Source organism: Pseudomonas bohemica, from assembly GCF_002934685.1.
GTDB classification, from domain to species: Bacteria; Pseudomonadota; Gammaproteobacteria; order Pseudomonadales; family Pseudomonadaceae; genus Aquipseudomonas; species Aquipseudomonas bohemica.
Genome location: NZ_NKHL01000075.1, coordinates 14,055 through 33,545 on the forward strand (window position 1 = coordinate 14,055; position 19,491 = coordinate 33,545).

A 19,491-nucleotide genomic window follows, 5' to 3' on the forward strand; every position below is an offset into this window, starting at 1 on the left:
TGATACTCCTTTTTTGAGATAAGGATATTCATTGGTAACTGTCAAGCTACGCCATTGACCCCATGAGCCACTTTGCCGCACGTTCGACGCGTTGTGACAACGTTAACAAGCGCGTAGACTGCCCCTCATCTGGTCGTACCTCCCATACCCATAATATTTTGCTGACTGCATGCACCGCCTCGGTTTCCAACCCTGTGCGGCGTTTCTGCTTGTCGGTATTCGGTAGGTGAGTTCGGCGGCCCTGTCGTTTTTTTCCTTGAGGCTGACGCGTCCTTAAATGAACACCACCGATGCTCGCACTGGAAGTTGGCTCAGCGTAATCGCGCTGGCCCTGGCGGCTTTTATCTTCAACACCACCGAGTTCGTGCCGGTCGGTCTGCTGAGCGCGATCGGCCACAGTTTCGACATGACCACCGCGCAGGTTGGGCTGATGTTGACGGTCTACGCGTGGATCGTGTCGCTGACGTCTCTGCCAATGATGCTGATGACGCGCAACATCGAGCGGCGCAAGTTACTGACGTTCGTGTTCGTGCTGTTCATCATCAGCCACGTGATGTCGAGCATTGCGTCGAGCTTTGGCATGTTGCTGGTCAGCCGCGTCGGCATTGCGCTGTCGCATGCCGTGTTCTGGTCGATCACTGCGTCTCTTGCGGTGCGTGTGGCACCTGCAGGCAAGCAGGTTCAGGCGCTGGGGCTACTGGCGACGGGCACTTCGCTGGCGATGGTGTTGGGCATCCCGCTGGGCCGCGTGCTCGGTGAAGCGCTGGGCTGGCGTACGACGTTTCTGACCATTGCCGGCGCGGCAGGTTTGACCGTACTGGTGCTGATCAAGTCGCTGCCACTGCTGCCGAGCCAGAATTCCGGCTCGCTGCGCAGCCTGCCGGTCCTGTTCAAGCGCCCGGCGTTGATGTCGCTGTATGTGCTGACGGCCTTGGTGATCACCGCACAGTTCACTGCCTACAGCTACATCGAACCCTTCGCACAGATTGTCGGAAAGATGGATGGCGAGATGGTCACCATCGTCCTCTTGCTGTTCGGCGGCGCCGGAGTCCTCGGCTCGATCGTATTCAGCCGCTACAACAACCGTTATCCACGGGGACTGTTGATCACGGCCATCGGCGCACTGGCGGTGTGTCTGGTCCTGTTGCTGCCGCTGTCCGGCAAGGCCTCGTGGATCGCGACGCTGAGCATCGTCTGGGGCATGGCGATCATGTGTTTCGGCCTGGTCATGCAGGCGAAAGTGCTGGCGATGGCACCGGATGCCACGGATGTGGCGATGGCGCTGCACTCCGGCATCTACAACGTTGGCATCGGCGGCGGCGCGCTGCTGGGCAGCATGGTGATCAGCCAACTGGGCATCGCCAATATCGGGCTGGTAGGCGGTCTGGTGGCACTCAGTGGCCTGTTGCTGGCATGCCTGGCGACGTACCGGTATGGCGAGGCCATTCGCGCCTGAGTCATAACACCGGACCGACAGGGCACTTGCCGCAACTGCCGAGGCTTGCGGCAATCCTTGTAGACGTCGCAGGTTACGACGTCGACGAAGCGAAAAGTCAGCCGGCAAGACGCCCTACTGCTCTCTAACCCCGCTGACAATCAACCCCAGGATCGTTCCCGCGCCCACCATCATTCCTATCGATAACCAACATTCTCGCGATTGCCTTCCGCTCATTATTCAGAGGCGTACTATCACCTCACACCCAAACACGAACGAGGGCAGGAAAATGGTTATTCATCTTCTGACTTGCTTGACGCTCACAGCTTTCACCAGCCACGTCGTCGCCCTCAAACTTTTCGCGCTGGATACCGTGCAAGCCACGGCGGACGAAAACGTTGATTGTGTTATGGCACCGGCCAATTAAGGCCAAGTAGCTGACACTTATCAGCACCTTTTACCCTTCGATTTTTCTGTTTGATGCGGAGCACGCGACATGACCCGAGACGTCACCCTGCACGTTAGTTTTCCCGAGTTTGGAAATAACTATTACTCACAACATGTCGTCACTCGCAAAAACCGCCACAGCCTGGTTGAGGACAATCGTTTCGGTGCCTACATGATGCCTTCGGCGGAAAACCACTTCAGTAATGAAGTGGTGGGTTTCAACGATCAGTTCCGCTTTCTGACTGACGTGTTGACCATGCATTTGCTGGAAGTCGAAGCCGCACGACCTGCCCAAAGGACCCGCCATCCGGCTCAGTCGCGCAGTTTCTAATCTCAGGCCGTTAGCGTAGGTTGCTGCGGGCCCAGTGCTCGACATCAACTACATTAATGGCAGCAGGATGAGGGAGGTGATTTACGTTTAACTCAAAATTATCGAACTGAAACTGCATTATTTCGAATTTGTCTCAAGCTTCCTTTCTATCCACAATCGGTGTGCTTTAACGCGACCGGAAAGTTGCCGCAACAGCTTTCCACTGTCGTGCTGCCCTTTTAGATACCTGGCACTTGCCCCCTTTTGTGCGGGAGCTCAGCCTTCACCGGCCAGCTCCTTTTTTTCACCCCGGAATCGTCCCGCTTGAAAACGCTTCTGCGCAGTTTCATCCCTCATTCGCTCAATACCCGTCCCGCTGAGTGGTCCCGTGCTGCCTTGGGCGCTTGTCTGGGAATTTTCCTCAGCGCATTGCTGAGTCGCCAGCTGTTCGGCATCGACGTCACTTTGCATTTACTCGGCCCAATCGGGGCGTCAGCGGTGCTGCTGTTCGCGGTGTCGACCGGCGCGCTGGCTCAGCCGTGGTCGATCATCGGCAGTTATCTGATATCAGCTTTGGTTGCGCTGCTGTGCATTCAGCTGTTCGGTAACACTATCAGTGCAGCGAGTATCGCGGTGTGTTCGGCGATCGTGATCATGTGCATTTGCCGTTGCCTGCATCCACCGGGGGCGGCGGTGGCGATCAGCATTATCACCTCGAAAACCGAGCTTTGCGCGCTGGGGTTGCAGGTGCTGTTTCCGGTAATGCTCAATGCTGCGTGTCTGCTGATCACCGCGTTGATCTACAACAACCTGACGCTGGTGCGTTACCCCAAACCGCACGCCCGAGCCGAAAGCGATACCCAGACGAGCACGCCACCTGTACACAGCGGCTTCAACAGCGAAGACCTGGAAAAAGCGCTGGATGATGTCGGGGCTTTCGTCGATGTGTCTCGGGAGGATCTGCAGGCGATCCTGCACAAGACGCAGGCGAACGCGCAGCATCGTCACCGCACCGACATCGACACCGCCCGGACCATCGCCCGTGGCACACAGAGTCTGTCCCTTGAGCATTCGGTGGCGGACGCGATGAAGATGCTGGCCAACCAGGGCGGCAAATACCTGTCGGTGCTGGACGGTGATCGCAAGGTGATTGGCATTATCAGTCTGCTGGATTGAAGCGCCGGTGGCAGTCTGGCTTGGCAACGCTGACGATCCGGGACGCTGTCGCCGGCAAGCCGTGCTGTTACAGGGGCTGAGCAGGTTCAGATCAGCGGATCCCAGCGCTGCGACCAATCACCCTTTTCTTTGGCAATTTCCCGCAGCAATTCAAGCGCCCGTCGCAAGGTCGATGAGGCATTTTCCCGCGAATACACCAGATACGTCGGATAGCTGAACTCAGGGGCCAACGGCACTCGCTCGATAATTCCGCGATCCAGGTAGGACTGCACCACCCGCGTGCGGAAGTAACCTGCCCCACCATTGTCGAGGATGTACTGCAACGCGAAGGGGCCAAGGTTGAAGGCCACAGCCGCCCTGGATTTTTCCGGCATCGCAGCGTCGTGCTGCTGACGAAACGCGGGGCCCCAATCGATATATACGTAAGGCTCGGGTTTGCCGACGACGCGCACCAGAATCAGCTTCTCTTCCAGCAATTCTTCAACCTGAAGCCCCGGCCAATACGCCGGCAGATAAACCAGCGCGGCATCCAGCACGCCGCGCTCGATGTCCTTCATTAGCGCATCGCCGTCCTTGACCTGCGAATGCAAGGCGTAATCGGGAATCGCGTTTCTTATCTCGCGCACCCAACTGAGCAGCAATGGATTGCACAGGCTCATCTCGGCCCCTACGCGCAACACGTGACGATACCCATTCGGCAGCGGCAGGTCGCGTCTGGCGGCGTCCCAGGTCTGCACCAACTGATTGGCAAACACCACGAATGCCTCACCATCAGAGGTCAGCCTGGCACCGGTCCGATTGCGAATGAACAGCCTGCAATTCAGATGGCCTTCCAGCTTCTGCACCCGAGCGGTGATGGCGGTCTGGGTGACGTGCAGTTTTTCGGCAGCGGCCATCAGGCTGCCCAGGCGGACGATTTCGAGAAAGGTACGGGCGAGGTCAATGTCCATCGATACGGCTCGGCTTTTTGCTTCATGCTTCTGGCTTGAGGAACGCTGCGCCATGGTAGCGCAGTGGCATGCCGTCCAGCGGGAAAGCGTAAGAGATTTGCGATCGAAGTGGCGAGGCAGCTGGCGGAAATTTCAAATCCGCTGTCTCATGCAGCAGGTTCGTACAGATCACGAGCCCCTACCTACCTTGCTGCGGAAAACAACATGAAACATGCCCTGCTCACCGGCTTGCTCCTGGCTGCATTCGCCCTGCCCCTGGCGGCGAATGCCAACGACGACAACAGCCAGTGCCAGATGAACCTGAGCAAAGTCCGAGATGCAAAAGCTGCCAGACCGAATCTTAGCGATGCCGTTAAAAGCGACGTCGACACCACCGTCCACCGCGCCGAATCGGCACTGGCGCGGCATAACGACGATGGGGCCAGAGAGTGTGTTTCATTGACCCAGCAGGCGTTGCAGAAGATTCAGAGCAATTGATTTGTTTGGCGTGAAGTAACTGGCAACACCGCAAGCCTCTGTGGGAGTGAGCTTGCTCACGAATGCAAAGTGTCAGCCGCTGAAAATGCAGCGCATGCGCTAACCATTTCGTGAGCAAGCTCACTCCCACACAAGCGGTGTGAAAACCTCGGCAATTCAGTGACTGGTTAAAAAATGAACTGTAAATTGCGCCGCTACGTAAATTCCAGGTCCGCACGATGATGGCGCCAGAGAGTGTGTTTCATTGACCCAGCAGGCATTGCAAAAGATTCAGAGTAATTGATTTGTTTGGCGTGAAGTAACTGGCAACACCGCAAGCCTCTGTGGGAGTGAGCTTGCTCACGAATGCAAAGTGTCAGCCGCTGAAAATGCTGCGCATGTGTCAGCAAACTCACTCCCATAGGTTGAGTTGTGTCAGCAGATGAGTGCTGAGCCTGCCCGCAAGCGCGGTCTGTCTGGGAAACCGAGGCCGCCTGGTTTCACTGCCGGTTCCTGCCAGATCGCTGGCAAGCCAAGCTCCCACGGCCTCTGGCCAGAAGCAGGCCGCGCCTGCCTCGGCTTACTTCAACACCAACAACCGATAAACCCCCGCCTCGTTTTCAATGCCGTGGGTGTCATGGGTAAAGCCTGGGAATGACTTGTCGAAGCTCTCCAGTGCTTTGAGGTAGGCCAGCACGGCCCCATCCGCAGGCCCGGCATTTTCACCCGGCATCAGCAGTGGAATCCCCGGTGGATACGGCACGATGCCTGTCGCCGCGACGCGTCCGGCGGCTTCTTCCAGCGTCACTTGCTCGACCTCATTCCTGACCAGTTTTTCATAGGCCTCCACCGGGCTGAATTCCGCCTTGGGCAGGGTGCCGAACGCCGTAGACATGGCCGCGGTGGTTCTGGTTTTTTTCATGGCCGCGAAGATCTCCTCGGCCAGATCCTTCAACCCCATGCCCGCATAGCGCTGCTGATTGGCGGTCAGCAGATCGGGCAGACACAGTTCAAGCTCCAGGTTGGTGTCGTAGTCGCGTTTGAAGTCCAGCAGGGCGTTGACCAGCGTGCCCCATTTGCCTTTGGTGATGCCGATAGAGAACAGGAACAGGATGGTGAAGTCCGTGGTTTTCTCGACCACGATCCCCTGCCGTCCCAGATAGGCGCTGAGCACGCAGGCCGGAATGCCGAAATCCAGCAGATTGCCGTCGTCGCCCATGCCAGGGCTGAGGATGGAGACTTTGATCGGGTCCAGCATGCAGTAGCCGTCTTCGATGTCGCCGAAGCCATGCCAGACCTCGTTGGGGTGCAGGACCCAGCAGTTGGGGTCTGTCTTGAGTCTGGCCGGATCGACTTCGTGGAAAGGAATCGAAGTCGCATCGACCGATACTGAGGGCGGCTGCCAGCAAGAGAAGAACCAGTCATCGTTGCCGAGCATGTCGCTCTGCATCCGCGAGATGACCTGCCGAAACGCGATGGCCTCCTCGATGGATTCGTTGGTCAGGATCTGCCCGCTGGGGGCCTCCATCATCGCCGAGCTGACGTCGCATGAGGCCATGATCGCGTAGTTCGGCGAGGTGGAGGCATGCATCATGTACGACTCATTGAAGCGCCCGTGCGGAATCGGATTGCGTCCGTTGCGGACATGAATCATCGAGGCCTGGGACAGCGCCGCCAGCAGCTTGTGGGTCGATTGCGTGGCGAACACCGTGGGTCTGGATGCGTCGTGATCGTCCGGGCTGCCATGCATCGCGAAGCGGTCCTTGTACAGCGGGTTGAACCGCGCGTAGCCATACCAGGCTTCGTCGAAGTGCAGGCGGTCTACGCTCTGGCCCAGCAGCTCTTCGACGCGGGTGACGTTGTAGGTCAGGCCGTCGTAGGTGGAGTTTGTGACGATGGCGTGGACCGGCGTCGAATCGATATGGCTTTTGACCAACGGGTTGTTGGCGATCGCCGCTTTGACGCCTTCGGCACTCAAGGTCTGCGGCAGGATCGGGCCGATGATACCGAAACGATTGCGGGTCGGCACCAGATAGGTCGGGATCGCGCCAGACAGCGTCATCGCATGTTCGGCGGACTTGTGGCAATTGCGGTCGCACAGGGCGATCTGATCGCGAGTCACGCTGGCCATGAGGATGACGCGGTTGGACATCGACGAGCCGTTGGTCACGTAATACGTGCGATGAGCGCCAAACACCTTGGCCGCATAGCGCTCACCCTGTCCGATCGGACCGCTGTGGTCGAGCAGCGAACCCAGTTCACCGACGGAGATCGACAGGTCCGAGCGCAGCAGATTTTCGCCAAAGAATTCGTAGAACGCCCGGCCCGCCGTGCTTTTCAGAAACGCCGTACCGCCCGCATGGCCCGGCGTGTGCCAGGAATATTCGTAGCTGCGGGCGAACTTCAGCAGCGCGCCGAACATCGGTGGCAACACGGCCTGACGATAGCGCTCGATTGCAGCCATGATCCGACCACTCAGGAAGCGGCTGGTGTCTTCGGGCAACCAGATGAAGTCATCGGCGTGCTGCATGACGATCAAAGGGACGCTGGACGCGGTGCTGCGATCACTGATCAGAAATACCGGCACGCGGGTGTTGCGCTCTCGCAATGTGGTGAGCAGATCGATGCATTCCTGATGGTCCGGGCTGTCGTCCATTTCCCAGCTGAGCAGCACGCACTGAATCGCCGGATCGGTACTCAGAATCGACTTGGCGTCACTCAGGCTTTCCGACGTGAGCACACTGATGGAGCGCTCCTCCACGTCACTGATCAGCTGGATAAGAGCCCGGCCAAACACGCTGCGTTTGTCGGGCTGCTTGGTAACCAACAGCGCCAGCATGCCGAGCAGGTGTCTGTATTCCGTCATGGTTGAGTCTCCAGTGTGGCCGGATTTCTGTTGTTGAGCGCCAGGTTATTCACAGGAATGGCCTCGCCAACGATGTGCTGCGCAGCGACGGTCTGGGTCGGAACGCTGTTGTTGAGGGCCTCCAGTTTGATCAGGCGTGTGTTGACGAAGCCGAACAGCGTATAGCCGGCGATGGTCGCCACCCCGCCAAGCATCAGCGCCTGAGCGCCGGAGCTATAAAGCGCGAGATAACTGTAGGCCGCTGCAATGTAGGCCACGATGTTGGTGATAAGTGCCTTGTTGGCTGGCACATTGGAAACCTTCTGCAGCGTCATCAGGGTTGCCATGGACAGGATGTACGGCACCAGATTGGTCACCACCGCGAGGTTCACCAGGATATCGAACTGCTTGGCCAGATCCGGGCTGATGGTCAGCAGCGCCATCGCCGTCTGCAGCGCCAGCAGGATCAACATGCTGATGATCGGCACGTCGTGCTTGTTGGCCTTGGCGAAGATCGGCAGGAAGTACCCGGTGTCGGCCGAGCTCTTGAACACCTGCGCGACTGTGAATTGCCAACCCAGCAACGAGCCGATGCAGGCCAGCACCATCAGACCCATGACGATGTCGCCGATCATGGGGTTGAACATCTTGGCGAACACCAGACCGAACGGTGCGGTAGACGACACCAGCTCGGCATTCTCGACAATACCGGCGATGACGTTGGTTGAGGCGATGTAGATCACCGCAGCACCCAAGGTTCCGCCCAATACGGCGATGGGCACGTTCTTCTCGGGATTCTCCACCGCATCGCCGTTGGCGCACGCCGACTCAAGGCCCAGAAACGCCCACAGCGTAATCGCCACCGATGCCCCTGCCGCTTCGAACCAGCCCTTGTCGTGAGGGTTCCAGCCCGCGGCGTAGATGCTGCTGTCGAACCAGAACCAGCCGATGGTCGACACCAGCACCACAGGCGCAATGACGCCCCACACCGTAACAGCGCCGATCTTGCCGGTAATCCTCGCCCCACCGAAGTTAGCGAAGGTGGTAATCCACAACAGAGCGATGGTCGCCAGGCCTACTTGCAACGAGCCAAGTTTTATATCGAACAAGGTCTGGATATAACCCACCGCGGTGATACTGATCGCCACGTTGGCAATCAATAACGACAAACCATAGGTGTAATTGGTGATGTAGTTGCCGGACTTGCCGAAAGTGTATTCGGCATATCCGCCCATCCCTCCGGTCTTGCGACTGAGCATGCCGCAGCGCGCGAAGGCGTACGCCAGAGCTAATGAGCCGGTCGCGGTGATCAACCAGGACAGTATGGAGATGCCGCCGACTTCAGCGAGTTTGGTGGGCAGTAATACAATGCCGGATCCCAGCATGTTGACGGCCGTCAACATGGTCAGTTGCCCCACGCTCATTTTCTTTGCCACTGACATTCCATAGCCTCGTTGGGTGAAGTGAGAGGCTTTTAGCTATAGCAAAGGTTGATAACTAAGCAAGAAAGTCTGACTTTCCAGATTAGTAGCCAAGAGCCACTTCTTGATAACTTCAAAATGAATAGTGAGCATCTTCAGACTGAAAAAAGTCAGACCGCCCTTGCAAAACGGATAGGTGCTGTTCTGTCGCAGGGATACAGAATAAGGCCAGGTCACCATGCAGCGTTGACCTGTATCAACCCACATGGGAATAACCCGGCCTCGCCATTCGATCGGATAGTCGAATCGTGAGATCGTCATAGCCGGCCCGACTTCCGGAGCGGCGCGGCGTGATCAGATATTTAGCGAGGCCTTGAGCCGCGCCATCACATCGAGGTCGGTGCGTTCGAATCGCAGCGGTGTTGCCGTTACCCCGCCGTGGGTGACGACGAAAGTTTCGCTGTCTTCGAAATCGGGACGTTCGTGACGATCGATGTTCAGCCAGTAATAGCCCTGCTCGCGCATGTCGGTGCGCTGGGTGATGTTCAGGCCGTCCATGCGACCGATGCCTTGGCGGGTGATCTGCAGCGGGCCAGCTTCCTGCGGCGCGACATCAGGGAAGTTGACGTTGAGGCAGACATCACCCGCCCATTCCATGCCGATCAACCTGCGTATCACATCAGGCGCCAGCGCTCTGGCCGTGTCCCATTTCACCGCATCGCGACGGGTGAAAAACTGGCTCAGGGCAATCGAAGGCACGCCCAGCAGCAGGCCCGCCATGGCGGCGCCGACAGTGCCGGAGAACATGGTTTCCACGCCCAGATTGGCGCCTTTGTTGATCCCTGACAGCAGTAGCTGCGGTGGATTGTCCATCAGTTGACGCAAGCCAATGGCCACGCAATCGGCTGGAGTGCCTGACACCGAAAATCGGCGCTCGCCCCGGGCCTTAACCCGCAATGGATGATGAATGCTCAGGGCATGGGAAATACCGCTCTGGTCCTGCTCCGGTGCGACGACCCAGACTTCGTCAGTCAACTCCCGCGCCACCGCCTCCAGGACCTCGAGCCCCGGTGCGTCGATGCCGTCGTCGTTGGTGATCAGGATCCTCTCTATTCGCGGGTACGACATGGGGTGTCCTCTGATGGGCGATTGATTCAAACATCGACGCGCCGGTTCTGTGGAAGTGAGCGTGCTCACGAAGGGGCGATAAACTCACAATAACTTCAGCGCCTGAAGTCCGCCTTCGTGAGCAAGCTCACTCCCACAGAGATTGTTCAACCCAGAGGCTGTAACCCGTCCGACACGCGCTTTAGAGCAAACTTCACACGAGCAACGTCCATAACGCAAACCCGGCATACCAGACAATGGCCGCACGGATGAGCAATTCCCAGAGGACGTCCAGGCTGTTCACGCCTTCGATACCAACGACCGGCGCTGGCACTTCACCGGCCACGCACCCGGCCCGGGTGATCAATGCCGAGGCACTGATATTCCAGTTCAGCAATTCACTGAGCATCACTCGGCTGACCGCAACGAAATTGCCGACCAACGCGAAGCTCGCTGCCAGCAGTCGCACTGGCACCCAATCGAACGCGTGGCGCAGTTGGGTCGCGCGCTCTACCAGCGCTGGGGTCTTGCCATGCTCGCAAGCCAAAGCCAGCAGTCGATAGGCCAGCGCGGCAACCGGTCCCAGCACGAAGTACCAGAAGATCACCGCGAAGAAACTCTGATAGACCTGCCACAACAAATACGTCTGCACGCCGCCGAGCAGTTGCTCTTCGTTCTCGGCCTCAACGCCAAGATCACGATGAGCGACGAGCACCGCCGCTTCCTGATCACCACGCCGACAGGCATCGCGGAATGAGCCAAGATTGGCTTTCACGTTGCCGCGCCCCAGGCTGTAGATCAGCACCAGCAGATGAATCGGCAGCGCCAGCCAGCCATAGGCAACGGAGCCGACGATCACCAGAACCAGCGCCAGCAGTAACAGCGGCAACAATACCGTCAGCGTCAGAATCCACCATGGGCGCTTGGCCGTGCGCGGGTTGGATTCAAGCCGCCCCAGCTGATTCAGCCAGGGCGCATCGCGCTGCACACGCTGACGCAGAGCGGAGAATTTCTCAATCCACACCGCCAACAGCAACACCAGAAAACTCATCACCTGCTCCTTTTCAATCCTGCAAAGCCGAACGAAACCGGGCCCAGTCAAAGCATGGGCCCGGATCGGTCTTGCGTACGGGGGCGATGTCGCTGTGCCCGCAAATTCGTTGCGCGGTGATCGCAGGCCAGGCCGACTGCAGCTGCCGGGTCAGGGCGATCAACGTCTCGTATTGTGCATCGGTAAACGGCTGATCGTCGGTGCCTTCCAGTTCAATGCCGATGGAGAAGTCATTGCACGTCTCACGGCCCTCGAACAGCGAAACGCCGGCATGCCAGGCACGATCCAGACAGGAGACGAACTGCGTCAGCTCGCCATCACGTTCGATCAGGAAATGTGCCGAGACCCGAAGTTCAGCGATGCCTTCAAAATAAGGGTGCTCTGTGACATCCAGCCGGTTCTGAAAGAATTCCTGAACCTTGCCCGTCTTGAACTGCGCGGGTGGCAAGCTGATGTTGTGGATCACCAGCAGCGAAATCTCCGCCTCGGGGCGGGCATTGAAATTGGGCGAAGGGCAGTGCTGGGCGCCGTGGCACCAGCCTGTGGCGGGGTCCAGTTGCATGGTGGATCCTTAAAGCATGAATCGACGGTGGCCAGTATGCCCGCGATAGGAAGGGATGTGGGGAGTGAATACATTGATCGTCGCACGCGTTTCGCTGTAGCCGCCCGGCTCGTCGGCGGGGGCAACGTGAAATCGCCACCGCCCGCAAGCCGCGCTGCCAGAGTTCTATGTAGAACCTCAGCCCTTAAGCTTGCGCAGATTACCCAGCACCGACTCCAGCGCCCGGTCGAACAGCAGCGAATCGTCCAGCACCCGAATCGTCCCGCGACGGAACTCGACGGCCAGGCCCATGCGGGTCTTTTCCAGGACTTTCATCCCGGTGCGGTTGACGAATACATAACGCCCGCTCGGCTCCACGATTGCCGCGAGTTTGCAACGCAATCGGTGCTCTTCATCCTCCTGGATTTCGACCCAACTACCCAGCCGCAGCTTGCCGACCTGCAGCAGACCTTCGTCGTTCTCCGGCAGGTGCGGCACAGGCTCGCTCAACACCTGCTCGCCAGGCGCGACCAGCACGATCTCTTCAACCACAGCCATCATCGACGGCCCGTCGGCAGGCTCGCCGACAACCTCCTCGGTCGCGGCTTGCACGCCCTCTTCCGACGTGCGCGAAACATGATTGAACGCCTGCACGTGCAAAGCTTCCAGCTGGCTGAAGAATTCGCTGGTGGCGAACGGGTCGAAGGCAGCACTGCTCAAACCGTCGCGCAGAGACTTGAGCAGCCCAGGCACCAGTTCCAACAGACGCTGGCGCGCATCCGGCTCGTCGTGAGGCTCCACGCTCCAGATGAGATCATCCATCGCCTGCAACCCGGCCTTCCACTCACTGGATTGCTCGCCATGCTTGAGACAGGTCAGCAGCAGCACCTTGCTCCAGGCTTCCTGCAACAGACGCACCACTACCTCAGGCAGGGTTTTGCCGAGCAGGCGATCGTTGAGCGCCTGCTGTACACGTTGACGCGCCAATTCCGCCAGCGCACGGCCCTCTTCGGCATCACGGGTACGCTGTTCGAGCAATTCACTGCGACGACGTTCATCACTGGTGAAGGCCAGGAAATCCACCAGCAACTCGGTGAAGATCGCCGGATCATCGACGAAATCATGCAACAGTCGCTGCACGATCTGATCGATGCGGGTGTAGAGGGAGTCGCGCTGGCTATCGTCGCGTCCGCCCCAGCCCAACGCCGCCGAAGCGATCTCGTTGAGCAGACGCCGCGCCGGGTGGCTGCCGCGGCTGAAAAAGCTCTTGTCGATAACGGCGACTTTGAGCATCGGAATCTGCAGACGCCCGATCAACGCGCGCAGCGAACCCGGTAGATTGCGGTCATCGAGGATGAATTCAAAAAGCATCGAGATCAGGTTGATCACGTCTTCGTCGATGGTGCCCACGGTACGAAATTTGCCGCTGCGAGCACTGACGCGGCCGATCAGTTGCTCGAGTTGCGTGCGCAGATCGAAGTCGTCCGGCGTCTCGGCCCGTGGCACGTACTGCTGCAAATGTGACAGCAGACGCAACAGATCCTGACTGGAAATCGGCCGGGCTTCGGCCGCATTCTCCGGCCTAGGTGTGATGTTGCCGCGCACGTGGACCAGCAATTCCTGCAAAGCGGAAAACACTTCCTGCACGCTCTGGTCGAGCTGTTCAGCCGCATGGACCAGCGCCGCGCTGTCGGCACGCTGCGCCTCGGAGTAGGCTGCCGCGCTGGACGAGCGATCGGTAGAACGCCGCGATGGCAGGACTTTCAAGTCCGGCAAGACACCCGCCGCGATCAGCAACTGGTTAGCCGCTTCATAGAGTTGATCGGTATCGGCCAACGCGTATTTTTCAAACAGCTTGAGAATGATCAGCTTGACCTTGATCTCGACGCCCAGGTTACGACCTGCCTGCAGGAAGAAATCGCACAGCAGCGTAGGACCCAGCGGATTGGTCTCGTCGGTCACAGGCTGCGGAACCAACTGATTAAGGCGCATGGTCAACTGACTCAATGCCAAGCCGTCACGATTGACCACCTTGGTGACCATGGTGTCGACGGCAACGGTGCGCTCCAGGTCGTCGTTATGGACCAAGGCGAGTTTGTCGAAGGACACGGGTTCGGAGAGGATCGGCTCCGCGACCTCATACTGACCGAGGCGCAGAAACGCCTCGAAGAATTTGTCGAGGAAATTGCGTTCGATGCTCTTTCGCTTGAGCCGCAGGTCACGCATGGCTTCGAAAAAGATGTTCTGCTCGGCGTTGTTGTGCGCCCGATCCGCCATCTCGAACAGCGTGTCGTCGGCATTATCGAACAGCGTCTGCAGGCTTTCCTTGAGCTGCTGTGCGGCTCTATCACGCACCTGCAGAAGAACGACGGGCAGCCGAGCGACAGGCGAAGACCCCGGTTGATCCGGACCCGTCTTGCTCAAAGGCACCACTTTACCGTCGTTCTGCATCAAGCACCCCTCGTCACGTATCATTCAAAACAGCCACGGCTACAGCCACACAACGATCGCCAAGGGAGCATCGACCTCCACTTGGACGTATCTCGATTTTTTATCCCTGGGGTACAAAAGGCAGAACGCCAAACCTATGACGTCAAATAAATACAAGGCAAGTATCTTTCAAAACTCATCCACTCGCCAGCAGACTCTTAGCCTTGATTAGAATAATAGATTGAGCGAGCGAAAGGTGCTGCGATAGACCGCGAAAATCCCTTTCCATCGCATCTGCGGCAAAAAAAAAACGACCAAGTGCAGGCGAAGCACTCGTTTGAGAGGCGTGGGGTGGTGGGTTGGGACAGTGGCTGCCTTATACTCCGAGCAATTAGTAAGTGGAGCCCTATATGCCGAATCTACCTCTTGCCTCAATAACCTCCGAAATCGAAGCTAACGTGCGCCGCGCGTTGCTTGAAGACGTGGGCACGGGCGACATCACCGCGCAGCTGATCCCCGCGGAGCGCCTGGCCAAAGCTACCGTTATTTCCCGCGATGATGCGGTGATTGCCGGAACAGCTTGGGTCGACAGCGTTTTTCGTCAGCTTGATCAGCGCGTCGCGGTGCACTGGCAAGTCGGCGATGGCGATCGGGTCAAACCCAATCAACCCCTGTTCCACCTTGAAGGCCCGGCGCGCTCGCTGCTGACTGGTGAACGCAGCGCACTCAACTTCCTGCAGATGCTCTCAGGCGTGGCAACGCGCTCCCAGTACTACGCCGACATGGTCGCCGACACGCAGGTCAAGCTCCTCGACACTCGCAAGACCCTGCCCGGCCTGCGCCTGGCCCAGAAATATGCCGTCACCTGCGGCGGCTGCCACAACCACCGCATCGGCCTGTTCGACGCCTTCCTGATCAAGGAAAACCACATTGCAGCCTGCGGCGGTATCGCTGAAGCCATCACCGCCGCCCACAAAATCGCCCCCGGCAAACCGGTAGAAATCGAAGTGGAAAGCCTCGACGAACTCAAACAGGCCCTCGACGGCGGCGCCAACATCATCATGCTCGACGAACTCAGCCTCGACGACATGCGCCAAGCCGTCCAACTCACCGCCGGCCGCGCCAAACTCGAAGCCAGCGGCGGGGTCACCGACGCGACCTTGCGCAGCATTGCCGAGACGGGGGTGGACTACATCTCGATTGGCACATTGACCAAGGATGTGAAGGCCGTGGACTTGTCGATGCGGCTTAGCATCTAGATCAAATGATGCATTTGCCCCTCCGGCATTTGCCTTTCGACACGAGCCCTTCAAACTCGCAGGACCATTTGAGGGACGAATGGTTCTCACCGGCCACGAAAATGTGCCCCAAAGCACGATTTCGTAGTTGAAAAACCGGCTTCAGCCGCTAGAATCGCGACTTATCCCGATTTGTAACAATTTCAGACACATTAGAATATTCATTCAGGGAAGGAGAAGTTCTGTGAAAACGAAACTCTTGTGCGCGTTGGCCGTCACCCTCATTGCCGGTTGCAGCTCCATGGGCGGCGAAGACAAATTCAGCGCGACCTATATCAAGAGCCACATCATTCCGAACAAAACCACGCAAAGCGAAGTGCAGGCCATCTACGGAACACCGGACTCCCAGTACACCCACTCCAGTGGAAGCTACAGCTGGAGCTACAACAAATCCGGCAATCTGAGTGATGCAAGTCGGCTGGCTAGCTACATACCCGGCGCCGGTGCGGTTTCAAGCGCGCTGAGCATGACCAACTATGCCAACGGCGCCTCCGATGCGGTCAGCATCGCCACCGGCAAAGTCAATGGCGATACTGAACACCACGGCAACAACTTAACGATCTGGTTCAACAAGAATAAGGTCGTGGATGACTGGAATCTCTGATTCAGAGCGCAGCCACAATTGCTTATCTGCGCCGTGCCTGAACTCTCGACTTCACGCACCTGCTTGCAGATTGATCTGCATCCCTGAAAACGAAAAAGCCCGGTCTTGAAGACCGGGCTTTTTGTGTTGCTGGTGCCGAAAATAGGAATCGAACTACTGCCTTAAGGACCAGCAAAACCGGCACCCCCGGTATATTTTCGCGATTGCGCATGCCTATATGTATATCTATCCCGATCCCGATCCCGATCCACGTTCTGCCGCTGCCCGAGCGGCAGCGACATCCTCAACGGACAGGCTTGAATTTCAACGAATGCACTGTCTGCATCAGTTCGTGGCGCAGGCCCCAGGATAACGACACGAAGAGCAGGCACTCCGTAAGGATCGTAGCCAAAGCAGCCCCTTGGGCGCCCCGGCCTGGTACTAGCCACGCATTGCATCCAAGACTGACCAACACGGCAAATGCGAGACACCCCGCAAACCATCGTTCGCGGTGTGTAGCGATCGCCAGTTGTTCCAACACAACATTAGGAAGGGCGAAGATGAGAGCCGTGAATAGCCAGCCGATTACACCACATGCGCCTTGGGCATAGTCACTTCCGAACAACAGACCGATGCCCCACGGTCCAAGCAGCCACCCCATGACTGCGAGCGATCCCCCTATGACAAAAGCCATCCGCAACGCAGAAAAACTGAAACTCACATTTAGGCTGGACATCATGGCTTGGGTCCGCATTCGTCGAAAAACCATCAAGGCTACCGGGAGGGCCAGCAACAAAATTCCGTCGAACATGCGAGATGCCACAGCGTAATGACCGACGTCGGGGTTGTCATTTAAAAAGTGACGCAAAACCACGATATCCATCTGGTGGTAGAGCGCTGACGCAGCCCCAATCGCAAAAAAACTTACACTACTACGGTACGCCCAGAAAGGCGGCTTGAAAGAGACTTTCGCGAATGTCGGAAAATGCTTATGAAAACCTACAAGAACCAGCAGCAGGCCAATACCCCACCCAACAAAAATCGACACGGGCGTCGCGCCGAAAATCAGCACCGCCGACAATACCATCAGCGCGCTAAGATTGCGCCCGCAAAACAGAAAGAATGCGTCAAGCCCGAACTCGCCCGCTCCCCTGAGCCAAGACGAAAGCCATTGTGTAAGAGTGATTACACAAAAACAAAAAATCGCGCATGCCAATGACAAGCTTCCCAACCAAGGAGCGAGCATGACGGCGAACGCAATAAGGATGATGGTGGAGCCCAAGAGATGCGTCAGCGCAATGGTCGGCAAATCGTCGTTACGCGTCAGCAGTAACGATGATTTCGCCACTCGCTCACGTATCAGCAATGTATTGAATCCACCGTCCTGCGACAGCGCCAGGAAACTGGCGAGCACGTAAATATAGGTGTAGGAACCAAATGCGCTTGGCCCCATGGTGCGCGCAAACAACACCGAAAGTCCCAGCGAAATGCAGACTGAGTAGAGGGTCGCACCCCACTGCATTGCCAGTGGCATAATGCGCTGGATCAATGTCGCGCGCTCGACTAAATGCATGGTGGCTCAACCAACGAGTTAAAACCATTACCGGAGCTTGGTTTACACCCAATACGTAAATAAACATAAATCTGAATAACCACGTCGAATTAACCTTCATGCTCGAACTGCCTAAAACGATCGTGCTGCTACGGACTACTTTCCCGTCCACCTCACCTCGCACGCACGGCTAATGCAGGAAAAAGCGGTCATGCATCACCTAAACACTTTCGAATAAACCTACTGGAAAGACACAAAATGGTGCCGAAAATAGGAATCGAACCTACGACCTTCGCGTTACGAGTGCGCTGCTCTACCGACTGAGCTATTTCGGCCTTTCTTCTGAAAAACTAGCAGCATTCGTTGGTTCCAACAAGCTGTGAGCGGACTTGGCAATGACACCCTGCATCCAGAAACGAGGCTGAAATCTTCCTCCATATTCCTTAATGAATGCCTGCTGTCGTTGCTCAAGATGTGGCGAATCCCGGATCACCACATATCCCAAATATCCAACCGCCGTGATTAGCAGGGCAAGCCACGCCCCATACAGCTTGCGACTGATCAGTTGAGGCTCGTCTCGATACTCGTGAACGCCTAGCAGCCAGCCCGCGACAATTGCCAGCCACAATTGCGAGTAGGGCATGACTATCACACCATCCACCATCGATTGCGTGAGAGCGCCAATCAAGCTGGCGAACAAACATAGGCGCAGCAGGTCGACCGGCTCGCTGGAAATGCTTTTCTTACGAATTAAAAGCAACGTTGCCCACAACCCACGCAATACCAGCCAGCCCACCAGCAACGCGGAAGGGATGCCCCATTCACTGGCCCATTGCAAAATCGCCTGATGAGGATGAGCGGCGACAGAATTAGGGATATCGGCGAAGTGCATCGGACCGTAGCCCAGTAGCGGCCGTTGTTTGATCATCTCCCACGCTTGATGCCAGATAATGTCACGAGCAGAGAGCGATGTGCTCAAACGGTCGCCAGCAAAATTCGTGACTTCAATGCCCAGATATCCGGGCAGCACACTGAACAGGCACCAGTACAGCGTCAGCCCGAGCACAGCTGCCAATGCTTGCCACCCAATCCAACGCCGTCCATGCGGCCCACACAAACAAATAACAGCCACAGCGCCAGCCATTCCTAGCCAGGTACCGCGGGTGCCGCTGCTGATCGCGATCATCCACCAGCAGCAGAGCAGTACCAGAGCCCATGTTTTGCGGCCTTGGATCGGAGCGGGCGACAACAAAGGCAATACAAGCAGCGGTAGTGTGAACGTTTGGAACTGACCATAAAAGCGCTTGTTAGAGAACCCGTCCAGCAGGAAATCGATATCCAGTGTGGGATACCCGCTAACGAATGCAGCCAACGAAGCAGCGCCGAACTGAATGCACTTCAGCGCGCAGATGCTGGCAGCCAGGATAAAAAGCAGTTTGTCCAGCCCGACGCCACGAGTCCGCCTTTGGGTAGCGATGGTCACGCTTGCGCCAATGCAGGCAACCACGAGTGCCAGCTCCACTAATGCCCACATGGATTGACGCGCACGGATTACCGACGCAGTAGCCAATATGAGCAACAAAACGCCGATGGCCGGCGTCAGTTGCCTGGCAATAGTCGAGAAGGAGAAGCCTTTAGGATGGGTGAGTAGCACCAATAATAAAAAAGCAGCGATCACGCATTCAAAAATGCGCTGCCAGTCATGCGTCCCGAACACAGGCAACGTCACCGGCGCCGCCATGAGAAACAAAAATAAAATCGCAAAGCCGCAAAAGGTTCGACTCGTTGTTTCAGCCACCTGCCCCCCTATCTAGGTTTTGTACGAAAAGTATTGCCGCATACAACGTAGGCTGCAGGCCAGCGTGACCATGGCTGCGTAGCTCTTGGCC

15 protein-coding genes and 1 tRNA gene are annotated in these 19,491 nt (G+C 57.5%); 6 read left to right on the plus strand and 10 right to left on the minus strand.

The genetic code is table 11. The features are described 5' to 3' along the window. Window positions 1–277 precede the first annotated feature (277 nt). From CE491_RS03050 to CE491_RS03060, 3 genes are all read left to right on the plus strand, one after another. Window positions 278–1,456 carry a sugar transporter gene (locus CE491_RS03050; RefSeq protein WP_110946892.1) on the plus strand — a complete coding sequence of 393 codons (1,179 nt, stop codon included), beginning with the start codon at window positions 278–280 and terminating at the stop codon, window positions 1,454–1,456. 475 nt (window positions 1,457–1,931) lie between these two features. Continuing rightward, window positions 1,932–2,213: a hypothetical protein gene (locus CE491_RS03055; RefSeq protein ID WP_110946893.1), complete on the plus strand. Its 282-nt coding sequence runs from the start codon at window positions 1,932–1,934 to the stop codon at window positions 2,211–2,213. A 303-nt stretch (window positions 2,214–2,516) separates the two neighbouring features. Continuing rightward, on the plus strand, window positions 2,517–3,368 hold the full coding sequence (locus tag CE491_RS03060; protein ID WP_110946894.1) for an HPP family protein: 852 nt from the start codon (window positions 2,517–2,519) through the stop codon (window positions 3,366–3,368). Between the two features lie 86 nt (window positions 3,369–3,454). On the opposite strand, the gene CE491_RS03065 is transcribed toward CE491_RS03060, so the two are convergent. Continuing rightward, the gene (locus tag CE491_RS03065; RefSeq protein ID WP_110946895.1) at window positions 3,455–4,318 is read right to left on the minus strand and encodes a LysR family transcriptional regulator; all 864 of its coding nucleotides are present in this window, start codon (window positions 4,316–4,318) and stop codon (window positions 3,455–3,457) included. Window positions 4,319–4,522: 204 nt separating this feature from the next. On the opposite strand from CE491_RS03065, the gene CE491_RS03070 reads away from it, so the two are divergent. Continuing rightward, entirely contained in the window at window positions 4,523–4,795 is a 273-nt protein-coding gene (locus tag CE491_RS03070; RefSeq protein WP_110946896.1) for a hypothetical protein, read from the plus strand. Between the two features lie 559 nt (window positions 4,796–5,354). Here CE491_RS03070 and CE491_RS03075 read toward each other — a convergent pair. The 6 genes from CE491_RS03075 to CE491_RS03100 all read right to left on the minus strand — a co-directional run bounded on the left by CE491_RS03075 (window position 5,355) and on the right by CE491_RS03100 (window position 14,190). Then, on the minus strand, window positions 5,355–7,640 hold the full coding sequence (locus tag CE491_RS03075) for an Orn/Lys/Arg family decarboxylase (protein ID WP_110946897.1): 2,286 nt from the start codon (window positions 7,638–7,640) through the stop codon (window positions 5,355–5,357). Further along, window positions 7,637–9,061, minus strand: a complete 1,425-nt coding sequence (gene potE / locus CE491_RS03080) for a putrescine-ornithine antiporter (RefSeq protein ID WP_110946898.1) — start codon at window positions 9,059–9,061, stop codon at window positions 7,637–7,639. The genes CE491_RS03075 and potE overlap by 4 nt, the downstream gene beginning before the upstream one ends. Before the next feature lie 333 nt (window positions 9,062–9,394). Continuing rightward, window positions 9,395–10,168: a 5'/3'-nucleotidase SurE gene (gene surE / locus CE491_RS03085; protein WP_110946899.1), complete on the minus strand. Its 774-nt coding sequence runs from the start codon at window positions 10,166–10,168 to the stop codon at window positions 9,395–9,397. Window positions 10,169–10,361: 193 nt separating this feature from the next. After that, window positions 10,362–11,198 (minus strand): regulatory signaling modulator protein AmpE, encoded by an 837-nt coding sequence (gene ampE / locus CE491_RS03090; protein ID WP_110946900.1) that lies wholly within the window; start codon window positions 11,196–11,198, stop codon window positions 10,362–10,364. Window positions 11,199–11,211: 13 nt separating this feature from the next. Then, window positions 11,212–11,760 (minus strand): 1,6-anhydro-N-acetylmuramyl-L-alanine amidase AmpD, encoded by a 549-nt coding sequence (gene ampD, locus CE491_RS03095; RefSeq protein WP_110946901.1) that lies wholly within the window; start codon window positions 11,758–11,760, stop codon window positions 11,212–11,214. Window positions 11,761–11,937: 177 nt separating this feature from the next. Further along, entirely contained in the window at window positions 11,938–14,190 is a 2,253-nt protein-coding gene (locus tag CE491_RS03100) for a DUF1631 domain-containing protein (RefSeq protein ID WP_110946902.1), read from the minus strand. A gap of 389 nt (window positions 14,191–14,579) precedes the next feature. Here CE491_RS03100 and nadC point away from each other — a divergent pair, with 389 nt between their 5' ends. Together nadC and CE491_RS03110 are read left to right on the plus strand one after the other, a co-directional pair. Further along, a complete protein-coding gene (gene nadC / locus CE491_RS03105) occupies window positions 14,580–15,428 on the plus strand; it encodes a carboxylating nicotinate-nucleotide diphosphorylase (protein WP_110946903.1) in 849 nt (282 codons plus the stop codon). A gap of 223 nt (window positions 15,429–15,651) precedes the next feature. Next, entirely contained in the window at window positions 15,652–16,071 is a 420-nt protein-coding gene (locus CE491_RS03110) for a hypothetical protein (protein ID WP_110946904.1), read from the plus strand. A gap of 283 nt (window positions 16,072–16,354) precedes the next feature. On the opposite strand, the gene CE491_RS03115 is transcribed toward CE491_RS03110, so the two are convergent. From CE491_RS03115 to CE491_RS03125, 3 genes are all read right to left on the minus strand, one after another. After that, entirely contained in the window at window positions 16,355–17,623 is a 1,269-nt protein-coding gene (locus CE491_RS03115) for an oligosaccharide flippase family protein (RefSeq protein ID WP_110946905.1), read from the minus strand. A gap of 238 nt (window positions 17,624–17,861) precedes the next feature. Further along, a tRNA-Thr gene (locus tag CE491_RS03120) sits at window positions 17,862–17,937 on the minus strand. Next, complete coding sequence (locus CE491_RS03125) at window positions 17,928–19,343, minus strand: O-antigen ligase family protein (protein ID WP_407681319.1); 1,416 nt, start codon at window positions 19,341–19,343, stop codon at window positions 17,928–17,930. Before CE491_RS03125 ends, CE491_RS03120 begins: the two co-directional genes overlap by 10 nt. Between the last annotated feature and the right edge of the window lie 148 nt (window positions 19,344–19,491).

Bases quoted from the DNA above. Each gene is read 5' to 3' on its own strand.
- CE491_RS03050 (WP_110946892.1), top strand. From the start codon at position 278: ATGAACACCACCGATGCTCGCACTGGAAGTTGGCTCAGCGTAATCGCG.
- CE491_RS03055 (WP_110946893.1), top strand. From the start codon at position 1,932: ATGACCCGAGACGTCACCCTGCACGTTAGTTTTCCCGAGTTTGGAAAT.
- CE491_RS03065 (WP_110946895.1), bottom strand. From the start codon at position 4,318: ATGGACATTGACCTCGCCCGTACCTTTCTCGAAATCGTCCGCCTGGGC.
- CE491_RS03070 (WP_110946896.1), top strand. From the start codon at position 4,523: ATGAAACATGCCCTGCTCACCGGCTTGCTCCTGGCTGCATTCGCCCTG.
- CE491_RS03075 (WP_110946897.1), bottom strand. From the start codon at position 7,640: ATGACGGAATACAGACACCTGCTCGGCATGCTGGCGCTGTTGGTTACC.
- potE (WP_110946898.1), bottom strand. From the start codon at position 9,061: ATGTCAGTGGCAAAGAAAATGAGCGTGGGGCAACTGACCATGTTGACG.
- surE (WP_110946899.1), bottom strand. From the start codon at position 10,168: ATGTCGTACCCGCGAATAGAGAGGATCCTGATCACCAACGACGACGGC.
- ampE (WP_110946900.1), bottom strand. From the start codon at position 11,198: ATGAGTTTTCTGGTGTTGCTGTTGGCGGTGTGGATTGAGAAATTCTCC.
- ampD (WP_110946901.1), bottom strand. From the start codon at position 11,760: ATGCAACTGGACCCCGCCACAGGCTGGTGCCACGGCGCCCAGCACTGC.
- CE491_RS03100 (WP_110946902.1), bottom strand. From the start codon at position 14,190: ATGCAGAACGACGGTAAAGTGGTGCCTTTGAGCAAGACGGGTCCGGAT.
- nadC (WP_110946903.1), top strand. From the start codon at position 14,580: ATGCCGAATCTACCTCTTGCCTCAATAACCTCCGAAATCGAAGCTAAC.
- CE491_RS03115 (WP_110946905.1), bottom strand. From the start codon at position 17,623: ATGCATTTAGTCGAGCGCGCGACATTGATCCAGCGCATTATGCCACTG.
- CE491_RS03125 (WP_407681319.1), bottom strand. From the start codon at position 19,343: ATGGCGGCGCCGGTGACGTTGCCTGTGTTCGGGACGCATGACTGGCAG.